This is a genomic window from Streptomyces rectiviolaceus (assembly GCF_039533825.1).
In the GTDB taxonomy this organism is placed as follows: Bacteria; Actinomycetota; Actinomycetes; order Streptomycetales; family Streptomycetaceae; genus Streptomyces; species Streptomyces rectiviolaceus.
Genome location: NZ_BAAAUG010000210.1, coordinates 1 through 26883, shown reverse-complemented (window position 1 = coordinate 26883; position 26883 = coordinate 1). Strand labels below are relative to the sequence as shown.

The following is a 26883-nucleotide window of genomic DNA, read 5'->3' as shown; positions in this document are numbered from 1 at the left end:
TCCTTGCGGCCACCGGCGTCACCGTCGCCCTCCTCAACAACCAAGGGGACAGCGGCAGTCAGGCCCAGCGGCCCGCCTCCTCCGGGGACGGGGACGCGGCCGAGCCGGAGTCCGACAGCAGCCGTGGCGCGCTGGACGGCACCGACGGCCCCAAGCCCTCGAAGCAGGGGGACGAGAAGACCAGGAAGCCGGACGCGAAGCCCTCCACCGGCAAGGACGACGCCCCCAAGTCCACGGACAGACCGACGACCCGCCCCAAGCCCTCCTCCAGGCCCACCGAGGACGGCGGCACGACAGGCGGCGGTTCCGACGGCTCCGGCGGCACATCCGGCGGCAGCGATCCGGCCCCCGAACCCGCCTGCCATGCGGCGGGCGGCGGCAAGTACAACTGCTCGGTCTGGCGTACGGCCACGTCGTACACCGCGTCGGGCACCGAGGCGGGCGTACTGAACGCGGGCACGAACTACTTCTACTGCCAGCAGAACCTGGGCCGACGCGAGACGCACGGCGAGTGGACGAACGTCTGGTGGGCCAAGACGGACGACGACAGCGGCAACACCAACGTCTTCATCAGCGACGTCTACATCAAGGGCGGCGACAACGACGAACCGCTGCCCGGCCTCCCGGTCTGCTGACCGCGATCGCGACGCCAACCGCCACCCCCGACCGTCAGCCCGCGGGCGGCAGTTCGCCCGACCCGCGCTTGATGAGCCGCGTCGGGAGCTCGATCCGCTCCGGGGCGTCGGACGCCCCGTCGAGCTGACGGAACAGGCGCTCGGCAGCGGTCCTGCCCAGCTGTGCGGCGTCCTGGGCGACGACGGTCACGCCCGGCTTCAGCAGGTCCGCGAGCTCGATGTCGTCGAAGCCGACGAGGGCCACGGGCCGGGTGAGCCCGGCGAGTACGCGGACGACCGTCACCGTCACGCGGTTGTTGCCCGCGAAGATCGCCGTGACGGGCTCCGGACCGCCCAGCATCGTCTCGGTGGCCTGCCCGACGCGGTCCGGGTCGGTGGGCCCGAGGGACATCCACTCCTCCTCGACGGGGATGCCCGCGTCCTCCATGGCCGCGCGGTAGCCGCGCAGGCGCTCTATGGCGGTGTGGATGCGCGGCTGGTCACCGATGAAGCCGATGCGGCGGTGACCATGGGCGATGAGGTGGGCGACGCCGTCGCGCGCGCCGCCGAAGCTGTCCGAGAGCACGACATCGGCGTCGATCTTCCCGGCGGGACGGTCGACGAAGACGGTCGCGACGCCGGCGGCGATCTCCGGCTCCAGGTAACGGTGGTCGTCACCAGCGGGGATCACGACAAGGCCGTCGACCCGACGCGCGCACAGCGCGAGCACCAACTCCTGCTCGCGTTCCGGGTCTTCGGCGCTGGAACCGTTGATGAGGAGCGCGCCGTGGGCGCGGGCCACTTCCTCCACGGCGCGGCTGAGCGGGCCATAGAAGGGGTCGGCGAGGTCTTCGAGGACCAGGCCGATGCTGGCCGTGCGGCCCTTGCGCAGCACCCGGGCGCTGTCGTTGCGGCGGAAGCCCAGCGCGTCGATGGCCTCCTGGACCCGGCGCTCGGTGTCCGGGGTGACGCCCGGCTCGCCGTTCACGACGCGGGAGACCGTCTTGAGGCCGACTCCGGCGCGGGCGGCGACGTCCTTCATGGTCGGACGGTTGCCGTAGCGGGGTTCGGGTCGCTCGGGTCGGCTGGCGGTCTCGGCCACGGTGCGCTGTCCTGTCGTCGACGAAGGTGAGCTGAAAGTGGTGCGTAAGTGATGTGGCGTCGAGCATAGAACCTGGACAACGTTGTCAGATGCAAGAGAGACTGTCCATCGCATTCTCCGGCCTGCCCTTTCACCAGGAGAGCGGCCTGTCCATTCACCGGGAGATCAGACACTGATGCACACGGACCTCGTCGCCGCACTCGACATCGGCGGCACCAAGATCGCCGGCGCCCTGGTGGACGGCCGCGGCCGGATCCTGCTGCGCGCCCAGCGGCCCACGCCCGCGCGCGAGGACGGCGACACCGTGATGCGGGCGGTCGAAGGGGTCATAGGCGAGCTCACGCGTTCGCCGCTGTGGGGCAGGGCGCGCGCGGTCGGCATCGGCAGCGCGGGCCCCGTGGACGCGTCGGCGGGGACGGTCAGCCCGGTCAACGTGCCCGGCTGGCGCGGATACCCGCTGGTCGAGCGGGTGCGCGCGGCCACCGGCGGCCTTCCGGTCGAGCTGGTCGGGGACGGCGTCGCGATGACGGCGGCCGAGCACTGGCAGGGCGCTGCCCGCGGGCACGACAACGCGCTGTGCATGGTGGTGTCCACGGGCGTCGGGGGCGGACTGATCCTCGGGGGCAAGCTGCACCCCGGCCCCACCGGGAACGCGGGGCACATCGGGCACATCAGCGTCGATCTGGACGGTGATCCCTGCCCGTGCGGCGCGCGCGGGTGCGTGGAGCGCATAGCCAGCGGGCCGAACATCGCGCGGCGCGCGATCGAGGGCGGATGGCGTCCGGGGTCCGACGGCGACACGTCCGCCGCCGCGGTGGCCATCGCCGCGCGGGCCGGTGACCCGGTCGCCGTCGCCTCCTTCGAGCGCGCGGCGCAGGCGCTCGCCGCGGGGATCGCCGCCACGGCGACGCTCGTCGAGATCGACATCGCCGTGATCGGGGGCGGGGTGGCGAAGGCGGGGAAGGTGCTCTTCGACCCGCTGCGGCGGTCGCTGCGGGAGTACGCCACGCTCTCGTTCGTACGTCATCTGACCGTGGGTCCGGCCTTGATGGGGACGGACGCGGGGTTGGTGGGGGCTGCGGCGGCCGCGCTCAGCCAGGAGGACAGGGCCGTGGACCTGCGTCCCGCCGTGGGGAGTTGACCTTTCCGCGGGCCGGGCCGGACGAAGTCGGCCCGGCCCGCGGTCAACGGTTCACGCGGCTCAGCAGCTGAGGACCGGATCGGCCCAGTCCGCGTGGTCGGAGTCCCTGCCGTCGCCGCCGTCCGTGACGACGAGACGGACGACCTGGGCTCCGGTCACATCGGCCGAAAGGCCCTTCGCGGCATCGGCGTTGGTGAGCACGCCGGTCGACGCGGCCTTCTTGCCGTCCGCCCAGATCTCGAAGGCGACCGTTCCCTTCAGGCCCTTCTCGTCGTCGACACCCACCTGCGCGGTGACCTTCTCGCAGGACGCGCCGGTGTAGTACTCGACGGCACTCTCGGCATGCACTCCGAGCCCCTTGGCGTAGGCGGCCCCGCCGATGGTGAGCGGATTGCCGTCGCCCGCCGCCTCCTCGCCGTTGCTCGTGTCCTTCTCGACGGGGCCCCAGCCGTTGACCGTCGACATCCATGGCAGGTCACTGACCGCCGAGTTGCCCGCGGGCGGCGCCACGACGACGTGGGCCGTCAGCGGCAGCACGCTCCCGGCGCGGGTGCCGCCGGGGGAGCGGTAGCTGGTCCTGAGCGTCAGGTCGTACGCGCCCGGGGCCGCGCCTTGCGGTGCGGTCACCGACCACGACGTACTCAGCGACTTGCCCGTACGCAGGGAGCTCACGGTCGAGGGCGAGGTCGCCTCGATCCGCCAGCCGGAGGGGCCGGTGAAGGTGGCTGACACCTGCTGTGCGGAGGTGCGGCCGAGGTTGGTGACCTTCGACGTCAGCTTCGCGGGCTCGCCCGCCTCCACCAACGGGGCGCCGTCCAGGCCGAGTTCGACCGCAGGCGGGTTCTTGGCCCACTTGCCGTCCGCCGTGACGCGCAGCAGTACGGTGCCGTGCGCGGGGACGGTCGCCGAGATCTTGCCCGCCGTGTTGTAGCTCTTGTGCTGCCACAGGTCCCGCAGCGTGTACCCGCCGGCGGCCGGGAGGCCGACGGCCTTCGCCGAGGTGGCGATCGACTGGGTGGTGCCCGTCTCGTTGAAGAGTGCGACCGCTCGGCTGCCGTCCTTCATCTCCTTGGCGACGACCCAGCGGCCGCCCTCCGATGACAGCACATCGCCCTGCTTGCCCAGCGGGTCCTGGTCGACGGCGATGACTTCCTTGTTGCCGATGATCTCGAAGGTCTCGGGCGAGGCCTTGCGCAGGTCGGAGCCGATGAGCAGCGGCGAGGCCATGATCGACCACATCGAGAAGTGCGTGCGGTACTCGGTGTCCGTCATGCCGCCGTTGCCGACCTCGAGCATGTCCGGGTCGTTCCAGTGACCCGGGCCCGCGTGCTCGGCGAGCGGCAGGTTCTGCTTCATGATCGACAGCATCGAGCTCCAGTTATCGCTGATGTCGCCGGTGGTGCGCCACAGGTGGCCCACGTCGGAGGCCCACTCCCAGGGCTTGTTCTCGCCCCACTCGCAGATGCTGTAGACGATGGGGCGGCCGGTGGCCTTCAGCGCGTCGCGCATCGTGATGTACCGCTTCTTGGCGTCGACGCCTTGGTTGTTGCAGTTGTCGTACTTGAGGTAGTCGACGCCCCAGTCGGCGAACTGCCGTGCGTCGCTGACCTCATGGCCGAGCGCCCCGGGGAAGCCGATGTCGCTGCAGGTCTTGGTGCCGGCGCTGGTGTAGATGCCGAGCTTCAGCCCTTTGGAGTGGACGTAGTCGGCAACACCCTTGATTCCATTGGGGAATCGCTTGGGATCGGGTACGAGTTTGCCGTTCGCGTCCCGCTCGGGCAGCGCCCAGCAGTCGTCGAGATTGACGTACTGATAGCCGGCGTCCTTGAGGCCCTTCTCGACGAAGATGTCCGCGATCCCCTTGACCATCGCCTCGTCGAACTCGGCCCTGCAGTGGGTGGAGTTCCAGTTGTTGAAGCCCATGGGAGGGGTGAGGGCAAGGTCGTCGGGGAGCTTCGCCCCGGCGGGGGACGGCTTCCCGGCCGCGCTCCGGCCGGCCGTGTCACTCGCGCCGACCGTGTCACTCGCGCTACCCGTGTCACTCGCGCCACCCGTGTCGCCCGTGGCGCGCGCTGAGGCCGGTGCGGCGAGCCCCGCGGCGCACAGCAGCGCGGCGGCCAGCGACCCGACGACTCTTCGACGCGTTGTGAGGGGTGAGATATGACGCATCGTTACATTCCTCCGTACTCGCAGAAGTTGGGGGACTGCATGTACGTGTCAGAGGTGCGCGCTTACGGTAGGCCGTGTTGGACTCTGTTGGAAGAGAGCCGTAACGGTTCGAGCACCCGGCGCCAAAACCCTTGACTGCGGGGGCGCTTGGGAGTGGGATCCAACCCTTGCGTTCGGTTGTGTTCGGTTGCACCCCGAGGAGGGGGACATGGCACAGTCATCGTTCATGGGTCCTGCCACGCCTCGAAGCATGTCAGGACATCGGATGTCCCGGCGGAATGTCCTGCGTGGTGCGGCCGTCGGAGCCGGAGCGGTCACCCTTCCGGCCCTGCTCACGGCCTGTGGTGACGGCCCGGGTGGCAACAAGAACGAAGTCACGATGGGGTCGAATTCCTCGGACGCCGTGCCCAAGAAGGCGTTCGCCGCAGCCTTCGACGCCTTTGAGAAGAAGTCCGGGAAGACCGTCAAGGTCAACACGACAGAGCACAACGAGTTCCAGCAGAACATCACGCGCTATCTGCAGGGCACGCCCGATGACGTCTTCATGTGGTTCGCGGGGTACCGCATGCAGTACTTCGCGGAGAAGGGCCTGCTGATCGACATCAGCGATGTGTGGAAGGGCTTCAAGGGCTTCTCGGACGCGCTGCGGGAACAGTCCACGCACGAGGGCAAGCAGTACTTCGTGCCGTATTACTACTACCCATGGGCGGTATTCCACCGCAAGAGCCTCTTCGAGAAGCAGGGCTACGAACAGGCCAAGACCTGGGACCAGTTCATCGCGCTCGCCAAGAAGATGAGCAAGGACGGCATACCGGTCGCCTTCTGCGACAAGGACGGCTGGCCCGCCATGGGCACCTTCGACTACATCAACATGCGCCTGAACGGATACGAGTTCCACAAGAGCCTGATGGCCGGCGAGGAAGCCTGGACCGACACCAAGGTCAAGAAGGTCTTCGACCTGTGGCGCGAACTCATGCCGTACTACCAGAAGGGCGCGCTCGGCCGCACCTGGGAAGAGGCGGGCCAGGGGCTGCAACAGCGAAAGACCGCCATGGCCGTCTTCGGAATGCCGCACCCCGGCCAGCAGTTCCCGGCGAACGAACGCGACGACATCGACTTCTTCGCCTTCCCCGAGATCGATCCGGCGCACGGCCAGGACGCCGTGGAGGCGCCGATCGACGGATTCCTGGTCGCGAAGAAGTCAAAGAACGTCGACGGCGCCAAGGAACTCCTGAAGTGGCTCGGGACACCGAAGGCCGAGGACATCTATCTGGCCGGTGACCCCAACAACGTCGCGGTCAATGACGGCGCCGACACCAGCAAGTACAGCCCACTGCAGAAGAAATCGGCCGAACTCGTCGCCGGGGCCAAGCAGATCTCGCAGTTCCTCGACCGGGACACCCGGCCCGACTTCGCACAGACCGTCATGATCAAGGCGCTGCAGGACTTCATCGACGATCCGAAGGATGTCGACGGCCTGGTCAACAGCATCGAGCGCCAGAAGAAGGACATCTTCTCGTCGGACGTCAGCTGAGTAGCGAGGGATCGCGTCCCGTGCCGCAGAAAACCGCGCGGCGCGCCGGACGGCGTGGACCACGGCGCTTCACGCGCCGTGACATCGCCGTACTCGGCGTGCTCCTGGGAATTCCCGTCCTCCTTGACATCTTCATCATCTGGGGCCCGACCCTGGCCTCCATCGGCCTGTCCTTCACGTCCTGGGACGGCATAGGCGACATCCAGTGGGTGGGCGGAAAGAACTACGAGAACCTGGTCGACAACTACCCGGCATTCTGGCCCGCAGTCCGCCACAACCTCCTATGGATAGCGTTCCTCGGCCTGGTGGCCACGCCCTTCGGCCTGCTCCTCGCGGTCGTCATCGACCGCGGAGTCCGCTTCAGCCGCTTCTACCAGTCCGTGCTGTACATGCCGGTGGTGCTCTCGCTCGCCGTGGTCGGATTCATGGCTCAGCTGATCCTCGGCACCGACCAGGGCGTGGTCAACACCATCCTCAACAACCAGAACGACCCGATCGACTGGCTCGGGAACTCCGACATCAACATCTGGATGATGATGCTGGCCGCGAGCTGGCGGCACACGGGATACGTGATGATCCTGTACCTGGCCGGCCTGAAATCCGTCGACCCCGCCCTGAAAGAAGCAGCACAGATAGACGGCGCGAATGCCCGCCAGACATTCTTCCGGGTCGTCTTCCCGACCCTCCGCCCCGTGAATGTGATCGTCGGCGTCATCACGGTCATCGAGGCCCTGCGCGCCTTCGACATCGTCTACGCGGTCAACAAGGGCCGCAACGGCCTGGAACTGCTCTCCGTACTCATCACGGACAACATCATCGGAGAGGCGAGCCGCATCGGATTCGGCTCCGCCATCGCGGTCGTGCTCCTGACCGTCTCGCTCGGATTCATCGTGACGTTCCTGGTCCAAGAGCTGCGAGGTGCGCGCGACCGATGACCGCACACATCCACACCGCGCCCCCCTCCGGCACCTCCGCACCCCCTGCCGGGAAACCCGCAGGCCGCAGCCGCAGCCGCAGCCGCAGCCGAGGGCGTTTCGGGGTGCACATTTTCCTGATGGCGGTGGCCCTGGGCTTCCTCGCGCCACTGCTCCTTGCGGTCTACGCCTCCCTGCGCCCGTACGAGGAAACGGCGCAACACGGCTATTTCTCGTTCCCGAAGAGCCTGTCGTTCGACTACTACCGCCAGGCCTACAGCGATTCCGGCATGGGCAAGTACTTCACCAACACCTTGCTCATCGCGGTACCGGCGGTCCTCGTCACGCTCTTCCTCGCGGCGTTCGTGGCGTTCGCCGTGTCCCGCCTGCGGATCCGCGGCGGAATGATCCTCCTGATGTTCTTCACGGCAGGAAACCTGCTGCCGCCACAGGTCCTGGTCACCCCCCTCTACGTCCTCTTCCTGAAAATCCCCCTCCCCTGGTGGATGTCGGACTCGCTGACCCTGTACGACTCGTACTGGGCGATCATCATCGTCAACATCGGCTTCCAGGTCGGCTTCTGCGTCTTCGTACTCTCGAACTTCATGCGAACGCTGCCGCAGGAAATCCTGGAAGCGGCGATCGTGGACGGCGCGGGCGTATGGACCCAGTTCTGGCGCATCACGCTGCCCCTGTGCCGCCCGGCGCTCGCGGCCCTTGGCACTCTGGAATTCACCTGGATCTACAACGACTTCCTCTGGGCCCTGATCTTCATCTCGAACCCCGACAAACTCCCGATCACGTCATCCCTGAACAACCTCCGGGGCCAGTTCTTCACGGACTACAACCTCCTCGCAGCAGGCTCGGTCCTAGTGGCCCTGCCCACGGTCCTTGTCTTCCTGCTCCTGCAGCGGCACTTCATCGCGGGGCTGACGCTGGGGTCGAGCAAGGGGTAGCGGGTTCAGGCGCGGCGGGGGAGAAGGTTGACCCTGACCCTGCGTCAGGGTTGGAGCCTGGTCGCATGACGAACGAAAGCACTTCCCCGGATCGGCTCGCTCCGCCGGCCGGAGGGTTTCAGGAAATCGACGGCCGCCGCGTATTCGTGCATCGGGCAGGCAGCGGCGGACCGGCCGTGGTGTTCCTCCCGGGCGCCAGCGCGGTCGGCCTGGACTACTTCGGTGTGCAGCAAGGGGTTTCGCAGTTCACCACCGCCGTGGTGTACGACCGCGGCGGCACCGGGTACAGCGATCCCCTTCCGCTGCCGCGTACCGCCGCCGCGGTCGCCACGGAGCTGCGCGATCTGCTGCGTGCCCAGCAGATCGACGCCCCGTACGTACTGGTCGCGCACTCCCTCGGCGGCTTCTACGCGCATCGGTTCGCGCAGTTGTACCCGCAGGATGTTGCTGGTCTTGTCTGGTTGGATGCCTTCCACCGCGACTGGGACGACTTCATGCCCGCCGAGGCGAGCCTGGCCGCGGTCGAGCAGATGGCACCTGATCGGGAGCGGCTGGAGCAGATGCGTCCGGCCCTGCGCGAGATGTACGCCGAGTTGCACGCGGACCACCCGGAGCACATGCGGCAGGCGCTGGTCGATGCCAAGGTGAGCGACGAATGGATTCACGTCGGCATCGCGGAGCGCAGCAAGCTGGCCGAACTCGCCACCGAACTGCGGCCCGGGCCGAACATTCCCGATGTCCCGGTCGTCGCTCTCACCGTGGTCGGCACGGACCCCGGCCAGCAGGCACTGACGTCGGAGCGGACGTTGCGAGAGATGCATGACGGCCATACGAGGATGGATGCGGCCCTGGTGAGCGCGGTCTCGCACGGGGAGCAACGCATCATCTCCGACACCAGCCACCACCGGCTCTGCTTCGACCGCCCCGACGCCGTGGTCCAGGCGATCCGCGACGTCATCGACCGGGCGGCCCGCCTCTAGACTCGGCGCCACCCATTCACAAAGATGCGAGGAGAACGGTGCTCACGATCAGCCAGCTCGCGGCGACCGCCGGAGTGACCGTGCGCACCGTTCGCCACTACCACCACATCGGCCTGATGCCCGAGCCCGAGCGCGATGCCTCCGGCTACCGCCGCTACAGCGCGCAGGCGGCCGTGGATCTCATCCGGATCAGGACCCTCGCCGATGCCGGTGTGCCGCTGGTCCGCATCGACGCGCTGCTGCACGCGCAGCCGGCCGAATTCGCCGCGGCCATCACCGACATCGACGCCGAACTGCAGCGCAAGATCGACCAGCTCACCGAATACCGCGGCCGGATCGCCGAACTGGCCGTCGGCGAAAGGCTTGTCCTGCCCCCGGAGGTGGTCGCCATCCTGAACCGGATGCGCGATCTCGGAGTCAGTGAACAGAGGGTGAGACTCGAGCGCGACTCGTGGATCCTGATGCAGGCGTTGGATCCGCACGTCATGCCGCAGCGGATACGGGAGAAGAACGCCGGCTTCGACGACCCCGAGACGTTGCGCCTGTATCTCGCCTGTGATCAGTCGGTCGACTGGAATCCGCACGATCCACGCCTGGACCAGCTCATCGACGACCTGGACGCGTGGGAGATCGAACACGAACGGGACGGCAGTCAGCCGGGGTACCTCAAGCTGGTCTCTTCCCGCATCTCCGAGGCGTCACCGGCGTGGCAACGCATCGTCGACGCGCTCGCCCACCGCGCCGACCGGCGCCGGACCGCCGGGCGGAAGCGAACCCGATAGCGGCCGTCCGCATGATCCACTCCGTGTCATGGGCTGTCATATCCCGCACCGACCAGCGGGATTGAGATCGTCGGTGCGTGGCCACCGACAACCTCCAGCAGACGGAGCACTCCGCATGAAAGCCCCCAGGTACGCGCGTGACATTCCCGGCCTGTGCTGGGACGAGAGGCCCGGTGACGTCCTGCACTGCACCCTCGGGCAGGATCACGCCGGCGACCACTTCCACGCCTACACCAGGACCAGGTGGCCCAACCGTTCGCGCACCACCCGGACGACCGCCAAGCCGCGCTGAGGGCACGTCGGGAGAGCCCCGCGCCCCCTGAACCCCTGCCGCGGGCTCATTCCGGCTCCAACGCCTCTTCCAGCGTCGAAACGGGTAACAGTATGGGAGTGAGGCCCGTGAGGCGCAGGATGCGGAGCGTCAGGGGGTGGGTGCAGACCACGGCGAGGCGGGCGCCTCTCGCTGTCGCGCGGCGGTGTGAGCGCACCAGCAGGGCGATGCCGGAGCAGTCGAAGAACGTGGTCCGCGTCAGGTCGATCACCACGGTTGTCGCGGTTCCACCGGTGATGGGGTCGAGGAGCGGGCCCAATCGCTGGTAGGCCAACAGGTCGATCTCGTCGTGCAGTTCGACGACGACCGCGCCGTTGTGGCCGTACAGGCGTGGCTGCTGGTCGGAGTCCTCGAAGGCGAATTCGTTCAGTGCGTCGAGTCGCACGTGTCCCCCCAGTGTCGACGTAGGCCGGATCCTCGCAGGAGCGGGGCGCGTGGGAAGAGCCGGATTCAGGAGGTCACCAGGGGCTGGGGCGCCTGGCGGATCACGCTAGCGGTGGACGGGGCAGCCTGGAGTGAGGGAACGATTCATGCAGGGCGACTGCCACCCGATGGGGTGAAGTGCACGCGAACCACTTGACATGATGTGGCGCCTTTTGGCCCGGGCGATGGCCGCCTCATCAGGGCCTGGTTTCCGTGGCAGGGTGTTGCGGGCAAGCCACAGGGGGCCAACAGAAGAGGGGGAACCGTGATCGTCTGGATCAACGGCGCGTTCGGTGCGGGCAAGACCAGCGCCGCACGGGAACTGATCGAGCTGATCCCGAACAGCACACTCTTCGACCCCGAGGTCATCGGTGGCGGACTGCCCGAACTGCTGCCGCCCAAGCGCCTCGCCGAGGTGAGCGACTTCCAGGATCTGCCGATCTGGCGGCGGCTCGTCGTGGACACCGCGGCGGCCCTGCTCGCCGAGGTCGGTGGCGTCCTCGTGGTGCCCATGACCCTGCTGCGCCAGGACTACCGCGACGAGATCTTCGGCGGGCTCGCCTCGCGCAGGATCGCCGTACGCCACGTCGTCCTGGCCCCGGATGAAACGATCCTGCGCCAACGAATAACCGATCGGCCCGTCCCGGCCGTCCCGGACGGCGAGATACGCGTGCGGCAGTGGGCGTTCGACCACATCGAGCCGTACCGCGCCGCACTCGCGGGCTGGCTCGGCACCGACGCCCACCGCGTCGACACCGGCGCGCTCACTCCCTGCGAGACCGCCGAGCGCATCGCCGACGCCGTACGCACCGGGGCCGCGTCCGTCTGCGACATCGTGCAGACCCCTGAACCCACCGCGGAGACGCTCGCGGCCGGCGTGCTGCTCTTCGACGAGCGGGACCGGGTGCTGCTCGTCGACCCGACGTACAAGGCCGGCTGGGAGTTTCCCGGCGGCGTCGTCGAGCCGGGCGAGGCGCCCGCGCGCGCGGGCGTGCGCGAGGTGGCCGAGGAGACCGGCCTCCAACTCGCCGACGCCCCCCGGCTCCTCGTCGTCGACTGGGAGCCTCCCGCACCGCCCGGCTACGGCGGGATGCGGTTCCTCTTCGACGGCGGGAGCCTCGACAGCAGTGAGACCCGGCAGATGCTCCTGCCCGGACCCGAACTGCGCGACTGCCGCTTCGTCACCGAGGAGGAGGCGGCCCGGCTGCTGCCCCCCGTGCGCTACGAGCGGCTGCGCTGGGCCCTGCGCGCGCGGGAGCGCGGGATCGCCCTGTACCTGGAGGCGGGCGCCCCCGTCGGCCGTCAGTGACCGTCAGCCCCGGGTGTACCCGTCGACGGACGCCCGAGCACGGACGACGCCAAGCTCAGCTCGCCGCGTACTTCTGGAGGAACAGCGCCTCCGCGACCGAGAGCCGCTCCAACTCCTCGGGCGACACGCTCTCGTTGACCGCGTGGATCTGCGCCTCGGGCTCGCTCAGGCCGATCAGCAGGATCTCCGCACGGGGGTACAGCGCCCCGAGGGTGTTGCACAGCGGGATCGAGCCGCCCTGCCCCGCGTACTGCATCTCCTCGCCCGGGTACGCCTCGCCCATCGCCGCCGCCATCGCCGCGTACGCCGGGCTCGTGGTGTCCGCGCTGAACGCCTGGCCCTGCCCGATCTGCTCGGTGGTCAGCTGCGCGCCCCACGGGGTGTGTGCCTCCAGGTGCGCCTGCAGGAGTTTGGTGGCCTGCGCCGCGTCCACGCCCGGCGGCACCCGCAGGCTGATCAGCGCCCGCGCGGCCGCCTGCACGGACGGTGTCGCGCCGACCACGGGCGGGCAGTCGATGCCGATCACGGTGACGGCGGGGCGGGCCCAGATGCGGTCGGCGACCGTGCCCTTGCCGATGAGACCGACACCGTCGAGAACCTTGGCGTCCTTGCGGAAGGTGGCTTCTTCGTACTGAAGTCCGTCCCACACCTCGTCGCTCGTGAGCCCGTCGACCGTCGTCGAGCCGTCATCGGCGCGCAGTGAGTCGAGCACCCGCACCAGCGCCGCGAGCGCGTCCGGGGCCGCGCCGCCGAACTGCCCCGAGTGCAGATTGCCCTCAAGAGTGTCGATACGGACGCGTACGAGGGTCATGCCGCGGAGTGTCGACGTGACCGTCGGCAGGCCCACCCGGAAGTTGCCCGCGTCGCCGATGACGATCGTGTCGGCCGCAAGGAGGCCGGGGTGCTGCTCGGCGTACCGTTCGAGGCCGCCCGTGCCCTGCTCCTCGGAACCCTCGACGATCACCTTGACGCTCACCGGGACGCCGCCGTTCGCCTTCAGGGCGCGCAGCGCGAGCAGATGCATCAGGATGCCGCCCTTGCAGTCGGCGCTGCCGCGGCCGTACCAGCGGCCGTCTCGCTCCGTCAGCTCGAACGGCGGGGTGGCCCACGCCGTCTCGTCGAGCGGCGGCTGCACGTCGTAGTGCGCGTAGAGCAGCACGGTCGGCGCGCCCTCGGGGCCCGGCAGCAGGCCGTACACCGACTGGGTGCCGTCCGGGGTGTCGAGCAGTGCCACGTCCTGGAACCCCTCGGCGCGCAGCGCGTCCGCCACCCAGTTCGCGGCGGCCTCGCTCTCGCTCTTGGGGAACTGATCGAAGTCCGCCACCGACTTGAAGGCCACCAGTTCGGTGAGCTCCGCCTTCGCCTTCGGCATGAGTGAGGCGACGGTCTCGGCGATCGGATTCGGCGACATGGGCACGCTCCTCGTAGGTGCGACGTTGTACGTATGTGGGTGTTGTGATCCTCCCACAGGAGGGTGCCCGAGGTGCCCGCCGTAGGATGCCTTGGAAAGCGCGGCCAACAGCTGGATCGGGAGCGGTAGACCAACGTGAGCAGCGAGAACTCAGCGGACGACGCGCAGTACGTGTGGGACGTCGTCGTGGTGGGAGCAGGGCCCGCGGGGGCGTCGGCGGCCTATGCGGCAGCCGTCGCGGGACGCAGTGTCCTCGTCCTGGAGAAAGCCGAACTGCCCCGGTACAAGACGTGTGGCGGCGGCATCATCGGCCCCTCGCGTGACGCGCTCCCGCCCGGGTTTGAACTGCCCTTCAGGGACCGGGTGCACGCGGTGACGTTCTCCCTGGACGGCAAGTTCACCCGCACCCGCCGCTCGAAGCAGATGCTCTTCGGGCTGATCAACCGCCCCGAGTTCGACCAGCAACTGGTCGAGCACGCGCAGAAGGCGGGCGCGGAGGTGCGCACCGGCGTCACCGTCGCGCGCGTGGAGCAGCACGGCTCCGCGGTGCCCGACCGGCGGACGGTCGCCGTGGTCCTGCAGGGCGGCGAGACGGTGCTCGCCCGCGCGGTCGTCGGAGCCGACGGCAGCGCGAGCCGCATAGGAGCGCATGTCGGCGTGAAGCTCGACCAGGTGGACCTGGGCCTCGAGGCCGAGATCCCGGTGCCGCAGAGCGTCGCCGAGGACTGGGCGGGCCGGGTGCTCATCGACTGGGGCCCGATGCCCGGCAGTTACGGATGGGTGTTCCCCAAGGGCGACACCCTCACCGTCGGCGTCATCTCCGCGCGCGGCGAAGGCTCCGCCACCAAGCGGTATTTGGAGGACTTCATCGCCCGCCTCGGGCTCGCGGGCTTCGAGCCGAGCATCTCCTCCGGCCACCTGACGCGCTGCCGCAGCGACGACTCGCCGCTCTCGCGCGGCCGGGTCGTGGTGTGCGGTGACGCGGCGGGGCTGCTTGAGCCGTGGACCCGTGAAGGCATCTCCTTCGCGCTGCGCTCGGGGCGGCTCGCGGGGGAGTGGGCGGTGCGGATCGGCGAGGCGCACGACGCGGTCGACGCCCGCCGCCAGGCCCTGAACTACGCCTTCGCCATCAAGGCGGGACTCGGCGTCGAGATGAGCGTCGGGCGGCGCATGCTCACGGTCTTCGAGCGCCGTCCGGGCGCGCTGCACGCGGCGATCACCGGGTTCCGGCCCGCGTGGAACGCGTTCGCGAGGATCACCCGTGGCTCGACGACGCTCGGCGAGCTTGTGCGGAACCATCCGCTGGCGGGACGGGCGCTGAGCGCGCTCGACCGGTAGCCGGGGCCCGCTCGCAGCCGGTCGGCCTCACTTCGTGATGGTGACGCGGAAGACGGGGTGGTCGCCGGCGGCCGCCTCGATCTCCGCGTCCGTCGACTTGGCGGTGACGCCCTTGAAGTACTGGTTGACCTCCCAGCCCCACTTCTCCAGATAGCCGCGCAGCAGCGGCAGCTTCTCGGCGTCCGGGACCTCCTCGACCGTGAACGCGCGGACCTTGCGCCCCACGCGCAGCTCGCCGCCGCCTGCGACGCGCATGTTGCGCACCCACTGCGAGTGCCCGCGGGCCGAGACCAGGTACTGAGCACCTTCGTACGTGAACGGGTTGACCGGGATGCGCTGCATCTGCCCGCTCTTGCGGCCGCGCACCGAGAGCTCGGCCGAGCCGGCCAGGCTGATGCCGCGCCGCGCCAGCCAGCCGATCACGCTGTTGAGCCGCACGGCCAGCGGGCTGCCCTTGAGGTAGTAGGGGGTGGGGGAGTCGGGGGTGCCGGGGGTGCCGGGGGTGGGGGACATGGTGACCGCCAAAGTCGGGAGGGGTTCCGAGAGCACTGCTCTCGCTTAAGAGCAGTGTGCACGAGAGTGGTGCTCCATTTCAAGAGCAGTGCTCTCGAAAGTGTGCGGCGCTCTTGAATAGGTGCACTGCTTCCGTTTCAGCGCACTGCTCCAAACTCGTGGCACACTGCCTGTATGAGTAGCGCAACCAGCGGGGCCAGGGCCCGCGCCCGAGTCGAAGTCACCGCCGCCATCAAGGACGAGGCGCGCAGACAGCTGGCTGCCGACGGCGCCGCCAAGCTCTCGCTGCGCGCCGTGGCCCGCGAGCTCGGCATGGTCTCCTCCGCCCTCTACCGCTACTTCCCCAGCCGCGACGACCTCCTGACCGCGCTCATCATCGACGCCTATGACTCCCTCGGCGCCGCTGCCGAGGGCGCACACGCCGAGGTTGCGTCGGCCGAACCCGTGCGGCGCTGGACGGTCGTGTGCGAGGCCGTGCGGTCCTGGGCGCTCGCGCATCCCCACGAGTACGCCCTCATCTACGGCTCGCCCGTCCCGGGCTACAGCGCGCCCGACTCCACGATCGAAGCCGCGGCCCGCGTCGGGCAGTTGCTCATCGGGATCTTGCGCGACGCCCATCAGGGGCGTGGTGTCGCCGCGCGTCCGCTGCCGGGCGGGCTGCGTCCCGAGGCCGAGCGGATCGCAGCCGACCTCGCGCCCGACCTGCCGCCCGCGGTGATCACGGCGATGGTCGCGGCATGGGCCCAGCTGTTCGGGCTTGTGGGCTTCGAGGTGTTCGGGCAGTTCAACCGCGTCGTCGAGGACCGTTCGGCGTTCTTCTCGTACGCGGTCACTCAACTTGCGCACGGAGTAGGGCTGTTGGAGCAGAAGTAACTCTCGGTCAGGTGGGTGCGCCTCACGCCGCCGCCCGCGATCCGGCGCCGCGCCTCCGCGAAGGCGAGCAGCGCGTCCGAGGAGCGGCCGGGCTCCACCGGCGTTTCGGCCTGCACGAAGGTACGGAGGGCGGCAAGGCCCCCGAGGTACTCCAGCGGGAGTACGCGTGATCGCCACGTCCGGCTGACGCCCGCCGCCCACCGCGCGGTCTAGCGTTGCCGTCATGGATGAGCAGCGCGAACACAGGCGCGGCGGTCCGCCCCTGCCCTGGGGCGGACCGTCGGTGTGGCGGCATGGGCCGCCCTGGTGGAACCAGCGGGACGAAGAGGGGAACGTCAGCAGGCTGCCGTGGCTGACGACGCTGGCGATCACTGTGTTCGTGCAGGTCGGCTCGAAGTACGCGTCGGAGGGCCAGCTCGACCGGGAGGACCTGAACATCCCGGCCCGGCTGCTCCTGCTCGCGGGCACGCTCTCGCTCCTGCTGCGCCACCGCTACCCGGTCCCTGTCGCGTACTTCACGGCCGGGGCCGCGCTGGTCTACCTCGGGGCCGGGTACGCGTACGGCCCCGTCCTGATCACCGTCGCCGTCGGCTGCTTCGCCGCGGTCGTCGCCGGGCACCGGCGCGCGGCGTGGGGCGCCGTCGCGATGCTGTGGGCGGGGCATCTGCTTGTCGCGCACTGGCTCTACCGCTGGCTGCCGCCGGACGGCGACGGCGCACGGACGTGGGGCCAGGAAACCGTCGTCGCCGTCTGGGTCGTCGCCATCATCGCCGTGTCCGAACTGGCCCGCGTACGCCGTGAGCAGTGGATGAAGGAGCGTGCGGAGCGCGCCCAGGCCGCCAAGCGGCGGGCCGACGAGGAGCGCCTGCGCATGGCGCGCGAGCTGCACGACGTCCTCGCGCACAGCATCTCCGTGATCAACGTCCAGGCGGGCGTCGGCCTCGCGCTGCTCGACTCCGATCCCGAGCAGGCCCGCACCGCCCTGACCACGATCAAGGCCGCGAGCAAGGAGGCGCTGGGGGAGGTCCGCCAGGTCCTTGACACCCTGCGGACGCCCGGTGACGCGCCCCGCGCACCGGCTCCGGGGCTCGACCGGCTGCCCGAGCTCGTGCAGCAGGCCGCCAGTACGGGACTCACCGTCGATGTCGACACCAAGGGGACCGGCAGGAAGCTGGCGCCGGGCGTCGACCTCGCCGCCTTCCGCATCGTCCAGGAGGCCCTGACGAACGTCGTACGGCACTCCGGGTCGCGGCACGCGCGCGTCCTCCTGCGGTACGACGCCGCGGCGCTCACCCTGCGCGTGGACGACGACGGCCCCGCCACCGGCGCCGACGCGGGCGGCAGCGGCAACGGTCTTGCCGGGATGCGCGAGCGCGCTGCGGCCCTGAATGGCACGATCGAGGCGGGCTCGCGCCCGGACGGGGGATTCCGGGTCACCGCCGTACTGCCCACCCGCACGGCAACTCAGGAGGATCAGTGATCCGCGTACTGCTCGCCGATGACCAGTCGTTGGTCAGGGCCGGTTTCAAGGCACTGCTCGGCGCCCAGCGGGACATCGAGGTCGCGGGAGAGGCGGCGGACGGCGAGGAGGCGGTGCGCATGGTGCGTGAACTGCGCCCCGACGTCGTCCTGATGGACATTCGCATGCCGCTGCTCGACGGGCTCGCCGCGACCCGGAAGATCACCGAAGAGCCGGACCTGAACGACGTCAAGGTGGTCATGCTCACCACCTTCGAGCTGGACGAGTACGTCTTCGAGGCGCTCCGCTCCGGGGCCTCGGGCTTCCTGGTCAAGGACACCGAGCCCGAGGAGCTGTTGCGGGCCGTCCGCGCGGTGGTCGACGGCGACGCGCTGCTCTCGCCCGGTGTGACCCGCCGCCTCATCGCCGAGTTCGCGGCCCGCTCCAAGGAGCCCGCGGGCACCTCGCCCCTCGGTGAACTCACCGAGCGGGAGCGGGAGGTGATGGCGCTGGTCGGCATCGGTCTGTCGAACGAGGAGATCGCGCGCCGTCTCGTCGTCAGCCCGCTCACCGCGAAGACGCACGTCAGCCGGACCATGGTGAAGCTGGGCGCCCGCGACCGTGCCCAACTGGTCGTCCTGGCCTACGAGTCCGGTCTGGTCCGCCCCGGTTGGCTCGGCTGACGCGTCGCGCGCCGGTGGCGTACGAGGATCGTCACCAGGGACGCGACGAATACGACGGCCCCTGCGATCACGCCGGCGCGGACCAGTGTGCCCTCGCTGGGTGACGTCACGCCGAAGAAGAACGCCGGTGATGCCACGGCCAGCATCGTGGCGCCCGCGAGGGACGTCGCGGCGAAGAGTGCGAAGCCGATCTCTACAGTGTCCGCGTCGCGCTCGGCCTGTGTCCTTCGCCCCATTCTCAGAGTGTGCGGTGCGCGCTCCCGGCGGGCAAGCGACTGCGCGCCGGGAGCGGCCTGTTGAGGGAGCGGTCAGTCGCGGACGGCCACCGGCTCCCGCTCCGCCGCGTCCTGGGGCGCCGACTTCGTGACGACGACGGTCTCCCGCGTACGCCGCGTCCGTATGCCGGTGAGGGTGATGAGCAGCCCCGCGACCGCGATGGCCGTGACCACGATCAGACCGGGCCGGTAACTGTCGAGCACGGCCTGCGGCGAGGCATCGGCGCCGTGCGAGGCCGCGGTGATCACGGCGGTGACGACGGCGAGGAAGATCGCGCCGCCCACCTGGATCGAGGTGTTCAGGAGGCCCGACACCATGCCCTGTTCGTCGTCGTCCACGCCGTTGGTGGCCTGGATGTTGAGCGAGGGGAAGACCAGGGCGCACGCGAAGCCCAGCAGGATCATGGACGGCAGGACCATGGAGGCGTACGAAGGGGTGAGGCTGACGCGCAGGAACAGCGTGTACGAGGCGACCAGCAGGACGAAGCCCGCCACGATGACCCGCGGCGTGCCGAACCGGTCGATCACCGAGCCGACCTTCGTGGACGAGAGCGCGACCAGGGCGCCCGCGGGCAGGAAGGCGAGCGCGGTCTCCAGGGCCGACCAGCCGAGGAGCGTCTGGAAGTACTGCGTGGCGAGGAACTGGAAGGAGACGTAGCCGCCGAAGAACGTCATCGCGCCGATCTGCGCCCGGAGCTGGGATCCCGAGCGCAGGACGCCCAGGCGGATCAGCGGGCTCGCGGTGCGCAGTTCGATGCGTACGAAGACGGCGAGCAGCACGGCCGCGGCGAGGAACGACAGGAGGGTGCGGGCCGACGCCCAGCCGGCCTCCGGCGCTTCGACGACGGTGAAGACGAGCAGCAGCATCGCCGCCGTGCCGGTGACGGCGCCCGGCACGTCGTAGCCGCCGACGTTCTTCTCGCGGGCGCTGCGCGGGATCAGCTTGAGTCCGGCGATCAGCGCGATGACGGCGATGGGCGCGGGAAGCAGCATCGTCAGGCGCCAGCTGGCCTCGGTGAGCAGCCCGGAGAGGACGAGGCCCATGGAGAAGCCGGTGGCGGCGCAGGTGGTGTAGATGGTGAGCGCGCGGTTGCGGACCGGGCCCTCGGCGAACGTCGTGGTGATGATGGAGAGGCCGGCGGGCGCGGTGAACGCGGCGCTCAGTCCCTTGATGAAGCGGCTGGCGATGAGCAGCGGCCCGGAGTCGACGAATCCGCCGAGCAGCGAGGCGAGCGCGAAGACGGCCAGTGCGATCAGGAAGACGCGCCGCCTGCCGAGCAGGTCGGCGGCCCGTCCGCCCAGGAGCAGGAGGCCGCCGTAGCCGAGGATGTAGCCGCTGACGACCCACTGCAGGGTCGAGGTGGAGAGGTTCAGTTCGGAGCCGATGGAGGGCAGGGCGACGCCGACCATCGATACGTCGAGTGCGTCGAGGAACATCGCGGCGCAGAGCACGAGCAGAGTGCCCCACAGACGCGGGGACCAGCGCTCCGGGGACGCGGAGACAGCTGTGAGCGGAGAAGTCATGCGGAGCACAGTACATGCGCATGCATTGAGTGCAAGTGCATTTAATTCCGATGCAACAAAGGGGTGTTTTCTGCTAACGTGCGATGTCATGGCGGCGAAGAAGGCCGAGCAAGGGCTCGTGGACCAATGGCGCGACATCCTCGCGGTGCACGCACGCACCCTGTGCGAACTCGATCGAGCCCTGCATGAGCACGGCCTCGGGGCGAGCGACTTCGAAGTCCTCGACGTGCTGTCCGAGGGCGTCGCGGAGGACGGCGACTGCGCCTACCGCGTGCAGGACATCGCGGGCCGGGTGCATCTGAGCCAGAGCGCGCTGTCCCGCCTCATCGGCCGCCTCGAGAAGGACGGCCTCGTGGAGCGCGCCATGTGCAGCGAGGACCGGCGCGGGGTGCGGGTCGTACTCACCGACAAGGGGCGCGAACTGCACGCGGAGGTGCGGCCGCTGCAGCGCGCGGTCCTCGGCCGGATGCTGGCGGAACCCGGCTCCAAGTAGCCCTGGCCCTCACACGCCGGACGTCTCGCTCCACAGGGCGCTCAGCGTGGTGTCGCCGCTGACATGCGGGATCGGCGCGCGGTTCCACAGCGCGAGGTAGAGGTGCTCCGCCGGACCCGACACCTCGCAGTCGGCCCGCCCGTCGTCGCCCCGCTCCGTGACGGGCGGTTCCTGGGACAGGCGGACGGTCCACACGGCGTCCGCACCCGCGTCCGTCGCCCGCATGCGCAGGACCCGCGGCTCCGGGGTGCGCACCCTGCTGCGCGAGCGCGCGTGGAAGCCGCGCAGCAGCTCGTCGATCCCGTCCGCCGCGAACTCCGTACCGATCGGGGACGGCGCACCCCCGAGCGCGGACTCGGCGTCGACGCGGTGGATCGTCGTCTCGTTCGCCTGCCGCCGCGCCCAGAAGGCGAGCGGGGACGGCGCGGGCAGGAACGCCCAGCACTGGATGTCGGGCGCGGCGGCACGCAGCGTGGCGACCAGGTCGGCGTGCGCCTGCCGGTACCAGTCGAGCAGGGCGGCGCCGTCCAGGTCCGGCGGGTCACCGATGGGCCGCGGTGATGTGTGGCCGTCGGCGACGAAGGCCGCGGCCCAGCGGTGCACCGCTCCCGTGTGGCGCAGCAGATCGCGCACCGTCCAGCCGGGGCAGGTGGCCACCTTGGCGTCCGTCCCGGCCGCTTCGGCTGCGCGGGCCAGCAACTTGCCTTCCGCGTCCAGAACTTGAAGGTGCTCGGAGATCTCCATGTGGGGGATTGTGCCGGATGGGGTGCGCTGATCGCGCGGCGGGCGGCGGGCGGCAGACGGGCTGGGCTCTCCGACGGCGGGTTGTCGCGACCGGATGTTGGTTAGGGTGGCAAGCAGACCGCGCAGCCCGTACATCTGACGATCACGGCCATGTCGGCGGGCGGCAGCGGGCAGTTCTCGGAGGCGCGACATCGCGGTAGCGGCGGGTGACATGGCGTCAACAGCCCTGACGGGAGGGGGAGTTACATCGCATTCGCCGGATGGTCTGCGACGGTGTGCGGGCTCTTCCCCGTCTCGGTCATGAACGGGTTGTTCGTTTCCGATCTGCCGGACGCGGTGGGCGGGTGACCGGCCGGTCGGCGCCCGCGGTGCTGCCACCGTCACTGCGCGCGTGGCTCGGGCTGATCGCGGCCCTCTCCACGCTGATGGTCGTCGGACTCGGGGTCATGTACGCCGGCCACAGCGAGCCCGGCAGGGTGGACAGGTGGGTCATCCAGCCGACGGCGGACAGTGTGCGGCCGCCGTGGCGGAGCGTCGCTCTGGCCACGGACTTCCTGGGGGAGCCCGCCGGAGCCGCGATGCTGGTCGTGGCCGCCGTGACGGGCTGCCTGCTGCTTCGGCGACCTCGCGCGGCGGTGCTCGTAGTAGTCGCCGTCGGCATGACCGTGGGGACGGCGAAACTGCTCAAGTCGCTGGTGGGACGCACCATCCACGGCGACGGCAACCTGTCCTATCCGAGCGGGCACACCGCCTTCCTCACCGCGCTCGCCCTCGTGGTGGCGCTGCTCGCGACCGGTCGGCTCGGCCTCGGCAGGACGGCCGGGACGTTACTCGTGCTCGCCGCGGCGCTGGTCGCGGGCGCCGCCATGGGCTGGGCGCAGGTCGCTCTGGGCGCGCACTACCCGACCGACGTCCTCGGCGGCTGGTGCACCGCGCTGGCGGTGACACCGGCGACCGCGTGGCTGGTGGACCGGGTGGCCGACCGGCGCGAGCGTCTCTGACGTCACATCACGCCACGCCACCTCACGCCAAGCGACGGAACACGGGCTTCACCGGCCGCCCGGCCAGCCAGGGGGTGGGGTCGGCGGCGTCCAGTGCCTTCCGGTACACCGCACATGCCTGGGCCACCACATCGACGGTGTGGTCGATGTCGGCGTCGCTGAGCGCGCTGCTCACCACGAACGACGGGGCAAGGACACCACCCAGGAGGAGTTGGCGCAGGAACAGGGTGCGGAACTGCTGCGACGGCTGCCGGTTCTCGTCGAGGGTGGCGAAGACCAGGTTGCTGGCCCGGCCCCGGACGACGATGTGGTCGCCGACGCCCACGCCGGCCGCGGCGTCGCGGACACCGGCGGCCAACCGCTCGCCGAGGGCGTGCAGTTGCGCGGTGATGCCCTCCTCGGCGTAGGTGGTCTGCACGGCCATCGCGGCTGCCAGGGAGTGCGTTTCCGCACCGTGCGTGGTCGACAGCAGGAACACCCGCTCGCCGGAGTGGCGAAGGCCGCCCCGCTCCATCAGGTCGCGGCGCCCGGCAAGCGCGGAGACGGCGCACCCGTTGCCCAGCGCCTTGCCGAACGTGGAGAGGTCGGGGACGACGCCGTACAGGCCCTGGGCGCCCGCCTCGGACCAGCGGAAGCCGGTGATCATCTCGTCGAAGATCAGTACACAGCCGTGCCGGTCGGCCAGTTCGCGCAGGCCCGCGAGGTAACCGGGCGGCGGTTCGGTGTGCCCTGCGGGTTCGAGGATCAGGCAGGCGACCTCGTCCTGGTACCGGGTGAGCAGCTGCTCCGTGGCGGCCAAGTCCCCGTAGGGGAACGCCACGGTGAGCTCGGTGGTCGACGGCGGAATACCGGCGGACATCGGCGTGGTGCCGATGAACCAGTCGTCGACGGAGAAGAACGGATGGTCGCCGCAGATGGCCACCCGCGGGCGGCCGGTGACGGCGCGGGCGAGGCGCACCGCCGCGGTGGTGGCGTCGGAGCCGTTCTTCGCGAACTTCACCATCTCGGCGGTCGGCACCGTGGCCAGGAAGCGTTCCGCGGCCTCGACCTCCACGATGGACGGCCGGACGAAGTTGCTGCCGCGGTCGAGTTCCCGCCGTACCGCTTCGAGCACACGTGGGTGGGCGTGGCCGAGGCTGACCGAGCGCAGGCCGGAGCCGTACTCGATGTAGCGGTTGCCGTCGATGTCCCACACGTGGGCACCCTGGCCGTGGCTGATGACCGGGGCCAGGTTCTCGGGGTACTGGTCGTCGCCCTTGGCGTACGTGTGCGCGCCCCCGGGGATCATGGCGTGCAGCCGCTCGTTCGCAAGGCGTGACCGGGGGAGGAGGAACTCTTCGGTGTCCACGCTGATTTCAGCTCTCTTTCTGCTTCAGGGCCTCGGCGAGGCTCGGCGCCTCCCGGTCCCGCCGGGACATCGATGTGACCGGCAGCGGCCAGGGAATGGCGAGCTCCGGGTCGTCGAAGGCGATCGTCACGTCCTCGGCCGGATCGTGCGAGCGGTCGATCCGGTACGAGGTGTCGGCGGTCTCGGTCAGCGCCTGGAAGCCGTGCGCGCACCCCGCCGGGATGTACAGGGTCACCTGCGTCTCGCCGGACAGCTCGAAGGAGGCCACGTTGCGGTAGGTCGGCGAGTCCGCCCGCAGGTCCACGACGACGTCGAAGATCCTCCCGTACGAGCACCGCACCAGCTTGGCCTCGCCTGCGCCGGAGCGCAGGTGCAGGCCGCGCAGCACGCCCCGGACCGAGCGGGACAGGCTGTCCTGGACGAAGGCGCCCGGGTCGAGGCCCACCGAGCGGACCACGTCGGTGTCGAAGGTGCGGCAGAAGAAGCCGCGTTCGTCGGCGTACGGCGTCGGCTCGAAGAGGTACGCGCCGGCGATCTCCGGGACTTCGGTCGCTTTCATGGAGCCTTCCGCGAGGTGTGGGGGTGGTCGGCCGCCGGAAAGAGGGCCGTGGTCAAGGCGGTGAACTGGTCCTCGAGTTGGCGGGCGGCGACATGGTTCCGCTCGGTGAGGGTCTGCCGCAGTTCCGCTGAGTGCTTCTCCAGGGACCGGAACTGTTCGAGCAGCCGGTCGGCGTCGACCTCGCGAGCCGGGTGGCAGTACGCGGCAAGACCCATCCGATCCATGAGCGCGTCGCTCTTCGCCGCATAGCTGAGCGCGAGCGTCGGCGTGCCGGCCTTCAGCGCGCAGATCAGGTTGTGGTACCGGGTGGCCACCACGGTGTCGGCAGCCGCCGTCTCTTTCATCAGGTCGGCGAGCGAGGCCGCGTCGGCGGTGGTGACCAGCGGCGAGTCCACCGCATCGAGGATCGCGGCGGCCACCGGCGCGTCGCACGCGTCGCCGGTGAGCAGCCGGACCGGCCTGCCGTCCTCGACCAGCGTGCGGACGAAGCGAGTTGTCCCGTCGAGGTAGCGCCGGTGGATCTCCCCGGCCCTGGCGCGGTCGTCGTCGCCGCCGTGGAAGTCCATGACGCCGACGCAGACAAGCCCTGAGGGTGCGCTCGCCCCCGGCGCCGGCAGGGCGAAGGCGAGGTCCGGGTAGACCTCGTCGCGCGCGGTGTCCACGCCCATCGCCCGCATCGCGTCGCGGGACTGGGCGTCCCGGTACGAGCGGTACGCGGCAAGGCGTGCCGACCAGCGGATCAGGGTTCGGGTGGACCGGTTGCCGATCTCGGCGGCGCCGACGCCGACCAGCGCGACCCGAGTGCCGAACAGCCGGCCGGACGCGCAGAGCAGGAACAGCGAGTACGGGAAGCCCCACGGCCGCAGCGGCAGCGTGGCCTCCAGGACGCCCATGCCGGGCACGATCACCACGTCGTGCCGGCGCACCCAGGCTGCGGTACGGAAGGCATCGACGAGTTTGCCCAGCCCCTTGCCCGCGACCGCGCCCGCACGCGACGCGGTCCGATACTCCCCGCGGTACCAGTGCAGCCGCGTCGCGGGGATCCGGTACCGGGCCGCGACGACCTCGGGTCCGCCGCACAGCGCGTCCACGAACGCCGTCGGGTGCTCGGCCCGGAGGTACCCGAGCACGGCTTCGAGTGACCCGTCGTTGCCGAGGTTGCCGGAGCCGAGCAGGCCGAACACCCCGACACGCGTTGAGGATGTGCCGTCCCCGGACGTCATGCCCGCCGCCCCTCACGGCCTGCGACGAGGGCGTCGATGGAGACAGTGGGCAGGTCCGCGTCGACCGGGGCGCGGTCCTCTACCCGCTCGCCGGCGCCAGGCCGGACCCGGCCGGCCATCCATGCGCCCAGGTGGCGGTAGCACGCGCGCCGGTCGGCCGGGGACAACGGCGCCCGCCGGATCGCCGAGACGAAGCCCCAGACGTACTCGGCGAGCAGCCGGGGCGTCGGGTGCAGCGGGCCCGCTCGGCGCGGGTCCAGGTTGACGCACCGGGAGCGCTTGGAAGGGTTCGCCCGCTCGGCGCGGGTGGGGTGGTCGCGGCGGAAGTACAGCAGCTCCGGCACCTGGTGGAAGGGCCCATGCAGGGTGATCTCGGCGACGAACGTGCGGTCCGCGTGGTGGTAGCTGTCGTGCGGCTTCACCCGGCGCAGCACGTCGGCCCGCATCACGCCGTAGAAGTCGTCGCCACCGGGCTCGAGGAGCAGACTGCGGAAGCGCTCCGGCGGGCGCGGCGAGTCGGTGGCGAGCCCGTACTCGTACGGGACCTTCATCTTGCCGTCGCCGTCGATGACCGCCTGGCCGGAGTGCGCGAGGACCACGTCCGGCCGCTCGTCAAGGGCCTCCACGCAGCGCCGCAGCAGGTCCCGGGCGTACAGGTCGTCGTGCGAGGCCCACTTGAACAGCTCGCCGCGGCACTCGGTGAACACGTAGTTGTGGTTCGGCGCGGCGCCGATGTTGCGTGGCAGCCGGATGTACCGGATGCGCGAGTCCCGCGCGGCGTACCGGCGGCAGATGTCCTGGGTCCCGTCGGTCGATGCGTTGTCGGAGACGACCAGCTCGAAGTCCTCGTAGGTCTGGCCGAGCAGGGCGTCGAGCGCCTCGGTGAGGTACTCATCGCCGTTGTAGACGGGCAGGCCGATACTCAGCCTGGGTTGCGCGGTCATGATGTCCTCACTTCGGGGATGGGGTTGTGGTGGCGCTCGCGCAGGGCGGACCGCAGCTGCAGCCACCACACGGCCGAGCTGCTCAACGTCGCGGCGGCGACGCCCCAGGCCGAGCCGACCGTGCCGGCCACGGCCGCCCCGCCGAGCCCGCCGATGACGTAACAGGCGGAGGCGATCAGCTGACTGCGCAGGCTGCGCCGGGCCGCGGCGAGCGCGCGAAGCCCGGCTGCCGCGCCGGTG

Annotated in this window: 27 protein-coding genes and 2 pseudogenes; 16 read left to right on the top strand and 13 right to left on the bottom strand. The window is 70.1% G+C overall.

Features of this window, described 5'->3' with window-relative positions; translation table 11 throughout:
- Window positions 1–635: pseudogene (locus tag ABD378_RS41450) on the top strand (serine/threonine-protein kinase); the annotation flags it as partial.
- A 34-nt stretch (window positions 636–669) separates the two neighbouring features.
- Here ABD378_RS41450 and ABD378_RS41445 read toward each other — a convergent pair.
- Window positions 670–1656: a LacI family DNA-binding transcriptional regulator gene (locus tag ABD378_RS41445; RefSeq protein WP_344530200.1), complete on the bottom strand. Its 987-nt coding sequence runs from the start codon at window positions 1654–1656 to the stop codon at window positions 670–672.
- Window positions 1657–1891: 235 nt separating this feature from the next.
- Here ABD378_RS41445 and ABD378_RS41440 point away from each other — a divergent pair, with 235 nt between their 5' ends.
- A complete protein-coding gene (locus tag ABD378_RS41440) occupies window positions 1892–2857 on the top strand; it encodes an ROK family protein (RefSeq protein WP_344530198.1) in 966 nt (321 codons plus the stop codon).
- Between the two features lie 60 nt (window positions 2858–2917).
- Here ABD378_RS41440 and ABD378_RS41435 read toward each other — a convergent pair whose 3' ends face one another.
- Window positions 2918–5026 carry an NPCBM/NEW2 domain-containing protein gene (locus ABD378_RS41435; protein WP_344530196.1) on the bottom strand — a complete coding sequence of 703 codons (2109 nt, stop codon included), beginning with the start codon at window positions 5024–5026 and terminating at the stop codon, window positions 2918–2920.
- A 265-nt stretch (window positions 5027–5291) separates the two neighbouring features.
- Here ABD378_RS41435 and ABD378_RS41430 point away from each other — a divergent pair, with 265 nt between their 5' ends.
- From ABD378_RS41430 to ABD378_RS41405, 6 genes are all read left to right on the top strand, one after another.
- Window positions 5292–6560 (top strand): ABC transporter substrate-binding protein, encoded by a 1269-nt coding sequence (locus ABD378_RS41430; RefSeq protein ID WP_344530193.1) that lies wholly within the window; start codon window positions 5292–5294, stop codon window positions 6558–6560.
- A 20-nt stretch (window positions 6561–6580) separates the two neighbouring features.
- Window positions 6581–7495, top strand: a complete 915-nt coding sequence (locus tag ABD378_RS41425) for a carbohydrate ABC transporter permease (protein ID WP_344530191.1) — start codon at window positions 6581–6583, stop codon at window positions 7493–7495.
- Window positions 7492–8430 (top strand): carbohydrate ABC transporter permease, encoded by a 939-nt coding sequence (locus ABD378_RS41420; protein ID WP_344530189.1) that lies wholly within the window; start codon window positions 7492–7494, stop codon window positions 8428–8430. The genes ABD378_RS41425 and ABD378_RS41420 overlap by 4 nt, the downstream gene beginning before the upstream one ends.
- 65 nt (window positions 8431–8495) lie before the next feature.
- A complete protein-coding gene (locus ABD378_RS41415) occupies window positions 8496–9410 on the top strand; it encodes an alpha/beta fold hydrolase (RefSeq protein ID WP_344530187.1) in 915 nt (304 codons plus the stop codon).
- A gap of 38 nt (window positions 9411–9448) precedes the next feature.
- Complete coding sequence (locus ABD378_RS41410; RefSeq protein ID WP_344530185.1) at window positions 9449–10192, top strand: MerR family transcriptional regulator; 744 nt, start codon at window positions 9449–9451, stop codon at window positions 10190–10192.
- Between the two features lie 115 nt (window positions 10193–10307).
- Window positions 10308–10484: a hypothetical protein gene (locus tag ABD378_RS41405; protein ID WP_344530183.1), complete on the top strand. Its 177-nt coding sequence runs from the start codon at window positions 10308–10310 to the stop codon at window positions 10482–10484.
- A 46-nt stretch (window positions 10485–10530) separates the two neighbouring features.
- Here ABD378_RS41405 and ABD378_RS41400 read toward each other — a convergent pair whose 3' ends face one another.
- On the bottom strand, window positions 10531–10908 hold the full coding sequence (locus ABD378_RS41400; RefSeq protein WP_344530181.1) for an STAS domain-containing protein: 378 nt from the start codon (window positions 10906–10908) through the stop codon (window positions 10531–10533).
- Between the two features lie 303 nt (window positions 10909–11211).
- Between ABD378_RS41400 and ABD378_RS41395 the strand changes: the two genes are divergently transcribed.
- Complete coding sequence (locus tag ABD378_RS41395) at window positions 11212–12255, top strand: NUDIX hydrolase (RefSeq protein ID WP_344530179.1); 1044 nt, start codon at window positions 11212–11214, stop codon at window positions 12253–12255.
- Window positions 12256–12310: 55 nt separating this feature from the next.
- Here ABD378_RS41395 and ABD378_RS41390 read toward each other — a convergent pair whose 3' ends face one another.
- A complete protein-coding gene (locus ABD378_RS41390) occupies window positions 12311–13666 on the bottom strand; it encodes a dipeptidase (RefSeq protein ID WP_344530177.1) in 1356 nt (451 codons plus the stop codon).
- 135 nt (window positions 13667–13801) lie between these two features.
- Between ABD378_RS41390 and ABD378_RS41385 the strand changes: the two genes are divergently transcribed.
- Window positions 13802–15004, top strand: coding sequence for a geranylgeranyl reductase family protein (locus ABD378_RS41385; RefSeq protein WP_344530175.1), 1203 nt, complete (start codon window positions 13802–13804; stop codon window positions 15002–15004).
- A 27-nt stretch (window positions 15005–15031) separates the two neighbouring features.
- Here the strand turns inward: ABD378_RS41385 and ABD378_RS41380 are convergent, their stop codons facing one another.
- A complete protein-coding gene (locus ABD378_RS41380; RefSeq protein ID WP_344530173.1) occupies window positions 15032–15517 on the bottom strand; it encodes a nitroreductase family deazaflavin-dependent oxidoreductase in 486 nt (161 codons plus the stop codon).
- 174 nt (window positions 15518–15691) lie between these two features.
- Between ABD378_RS41380 and ABD378_RS41375 the strand changes: the two genes are divergently transcribed.
- From ABD378_RS41375 to ABD378_RS41360, 4 genes are read left to right on the top strand one after another with little or no spacing between them, the layout of a single operon-like run.
- The gene (locus ABD378_RS41375) at window positions 15692–16390 is read left to right on the top strand and encodes a TetR/AcrR family transcriptional regulator (RefSeq protein ID WP_344530171.1); all 699 of its coding nucleotides are present in this window, start codon (window positions 15692–15694) and stop codon (window positions 16388–16390) included.
- An 11-nt stretch (window positions 16391–16401) separates the two neighbouring features.
- Complete coding sequence (locus tag ABD378_RS41370) at window positions 16402–16560, top strand: hypothetical protein (protein WP_344530169.1); 159 nt, start codon at window positions 16402–16404, stop codon at window positions 16558–16560.
- A gap of 53 nt (window positions 16561–16613) precedes the next feature.
- Window positions 16614–17870: a sensor histidine kinase gene (locus tag ABD378_RS41365; RefSeq protein ID WP_344530167.1), complete on the top strand. Its 1257-nt coding sequence runs from the start codon at window positions 16614–16616 to the stop codon at window positions 17868–17870.
- Window positions 17867–18532, top strand: a complete 666-nt coding sequence (locus ABD378_RS41360; protein WP_344530165.1) for a response regulator — start codon at window positions 17867–17869, stop codon at window positions 18530–18532. Before ABD378_RS41365 ends, ABD378_RS41360 begins: the two co-directional genes overlap by 4 nt.
- Here ABD378_RS41360 and ABD378_RS41355 read toward each other — a convergent pair.
- Window positions 18493–18768, bottom strand: coding sequence for a DUF6332 family protein (locus ABD378_RS41355; RefSeq protein WP_344530163.1), 276 nt, complete (start codon window positions 18766–18768; stop codon window positions 18493–18495). The two genes, ABD378_RS41360 and ABD378_RS41355, sit on opposite strands and share 40 nt — an antisense overlap.
- Window positions 18769–18840: 72 nt before the next feature.
- The gene (locus ABD378_RS41350) at window positions 18841–20331 is read right to left on the bottom strand and encodes an MFS transporter (protein WP_344530161.1); all 1491 of its coding nucleotides are present in this window, start codon (window positions 20329–20331) and stop codon (window positions 18841–18843) included.
- Between the two features lie 88 nt (window positions 20332–20419).
- Between ABD378_RS41350 and ABD378_RS41345 the strand changes: the two genes are divergently transcribed.
- A complete protein-coding gene (locus ABD378_RS41345; RefSeq protein WP_344530159.1) occupies window positions 20420–20824 on the top strand; it encodes a MarR family winged helix-turn-helix transcriptional regulator in 405 nt (134 codons plus the stop codon).
- Window positions 20825–20833: 9 nt separating this feature from the next.
- On the opposite strand, the gene ABD378_RS41340 is transcribed toward ABD378_RS41345, so the two are convergent.
- The gene (locus tag ABD378_RS41340; protein WP_344530157.1) at window positions 20834–21568 is read right to left on the bottom strand and encodes a maleylpyruvate isomerase family mycothiol-dependent enzyme; all 735 of its coding nucleotides are present in this window, start codon (window positions 21566–21568) and stop codon (window positions 20834–20836) included.
- Between the two features lie 344 nt (window positions 21569–21912).
- On the opposite strand from ABD378_RS41340, the gene ABD378_RS41335 reads away from it, so the two are divergent.
- Window positions 21913–22569: a phosphatase PAP2 family protein gene (locus tag ABD378_RS41335; RefSeq protein WP_344530155.1), complete on the top strand. Its 657-nt coding sequence runs from the start codon at window positions 21913–21915 to the stop codon at window positions 22567–22569.
- Between the two features lie 22 nt (window positions 22570–22591).
- On the opposite strand, the gene ABD378_RS41330 is transcribed toward ABD378_RS41335, so the two are convergent.
- The 5 genes and pseudogenes from ABD378_RS41330 to ABD378_RS41310 form a co-directional block, all read right to left on the bottom strand.
- On the bottom strand, window positions 22592–23917 hold the full coding sequence (locus ABD378_RS41330; RefSeq protein WP_344530152.1) for a glutamate-1-semialdehyde 2,1-aminomutase: 1326 nt from the start codon (window positions 23915–23917) through the stop codon (window positions 22592–22594).
- Between the two features lie 7 nt (window positions 23918–23924).
- The gene (gene rfbC / locus ABD378_RS41325; RefSeq protein WP_344530150.1) at window positions 23925–24476 is read right to left on the bottom strand and encodes a dTDP-4-dehydrorhamnose 3,5-epimerase; all 552 of its coding nucleotides are present in this window, start codon (window positions 24474–24476) and stop codon (window positions 23925–23927) included.
- Window positions 24473–25699, bottom strand: coding sequence for a polysaccharide pyruvyl transferase family protein (locus ABD378_RS41320; RefSeq protein WP_344530148.1), 1227 nt, complete (start codon window positions 25697–25699; stop codon window positions 24473–24475). Before ABD378_RS41320 ends, rfbC begins: the two co-directional genes overlap by 4 nt.
- Window positions 25696–26643 (bottom strand): glycosyltransferase family 2 protein, encoded by a 948-nt coding sequence (locus ABD378_RS41315; RefSeq protein ID WP_344530146.1) that lies wholly within the window; start codon window positions 26641–26643, stop codon window positions 25696–25698. Before ABD378_RS41315 ends, ABD378_RS41320 begins: the two co-directional genes overlap by 4 nt.
- Window positions 26640–26883, bottom strand: a pseudogene (locus tag ABD378_RS41310) (hypothetical protein); the annotation flags it as partial. The gene ABD378_RS41315 and the pseudogene ABD378_RS41310, both read right to left, overlap by 4 nt.

Excerpts from the sequence above, each read along its gene's own strand:
- ABD378_RS41390 (WP_344530177.1), bottom strand. The coding sequence starts at position 13,666 with ATGTCGCCGAATCCGATCGCCGAGACCGTCGCCTCACTCATGCCGAAG.
- ABD378_RS41445 (WP_344530200.1), bottom strand. The coding sequence starts at position 1,656 with ATGAAGGACGTCGCCGCCCGCGCCGGAGTCGGCCTCAAGACGGTCTCC.
- ABD378_RS41430 (WP_344530193.1), top strand. The coding sequence starts at position 5,292 with ATGTCCCGGCGGAATGTCCTGCGTGGTGCGGCCGTCGGAGCCGGAGCG.
- ABD378_RS41340 (WP_344530157.1), bottom strand. The coding sequence starts at position 21,568 with ATGGAGATCTCCGAGCACCTTCAAGTTCTGGACGCGGAAGGCAAGTTG.
- ABD378_RS41440 (WP_344530198.1), top strand. The coding sequence starts at position 1,892 with ATGCACACGGACCTCGTCGCCGCACTCGACATCGGCGGCACCAAGATC.
- ABD378_RS41320 (WP_344530148.1), bottom strand. The coding sequence starts at position 25,699 with ATGACGTCCGGGGACGGCACATCCTCAACGCGTGTCGGGGTGTTCGGC.
- ABD378_RS41345 (WP_344530159.1), top strand. The coding sequence starts at position 20,420 with ATGGCGGCGAAGAAGGCCGAGCAAGGGCTCGTGGACCAATGGCGCGAC.
- ABD378_RS41355 (WP_344530163.1), bottom strand. The coding sequence starts at position 18,768 with ATGGGGCGAAGGACACAGGCCGAGCGCGACGCGGACACTGTAGAGATC.
- ABD378_RS41315 (WP_344530146.1), bottom strand. The coding sequence starts at position 26,643 with ATGACCGCGCAACCCAGGCTGAGTATCGGCCTGCCCGTCTACAACGGC.
- ABD378_RS41365 (WP_344530167.1), top strand. The coding sequence starts at position 16,614 with ATGGATGAGCAGCGCGAACACAGGCGCGGCGGTCCGCCCCTGCCCTGG.
- ABD378_RS41420 (WP_344530189.1), top strand. The coding sequence starts at position 7,492 with ATGACCGCACACATCCACACCGCGCCCCCCTCCGGCACCTCCGCACCC.
- ABD378_RS41380 (WP_344530173.1), bottom strand. The coding sequence starts at position 15,517 with ATGTCCCCCACCCCCGGCACCCCCGGCACCCCCGACTCCCCCACCCCC.
- ABD378_RS41375 (WP_344530171.1), top strand. The coding sequence starts at position 15,692 with ATGAGTAGCGCAACCAGCGGGGCCAGGGCCCGCGCCCGAGTCGAAGTC.
- ABD378_RS41405 (WP_344530183.1), top strand. The coding sequence starts at position 10,308 with ATGAAAGCCCCCAGGTACGCGCGTGACATTCCCGGCCTGTGCTGGGAC.
- ABD378_RS41415 (WP_344530187.1), top strand. The coding sequence starts at position 8,496 with ATGACGAACGAAAGCACTTCCCCGGATCGGCTCGCTCCGCCGGCCGGA.
- rfbC (WP_344530150.1), bottom strand. The coding sequence starts at position 24,476 with ATGAAAGCGACCGAAGTCCCGGAGATCGCCGGCGCGTACCTCTTCGAG.
- ABD378_RS41435 (WP_344530196.1), bottom strand. The coding sequence starts at position 5,026 with ATGCGTCATATCTCACCCCTCACAACGCGTCGAAGAGTCGTCGGGTCG.
- ABD378_RS41350 (WP_344530161.1), bottom strand. The coding sequence starts at position 20,331 with ATGACTTCTCCGCTCACAGCTGTCTCCGCGTCCCCGGAGCGCTGGTCC.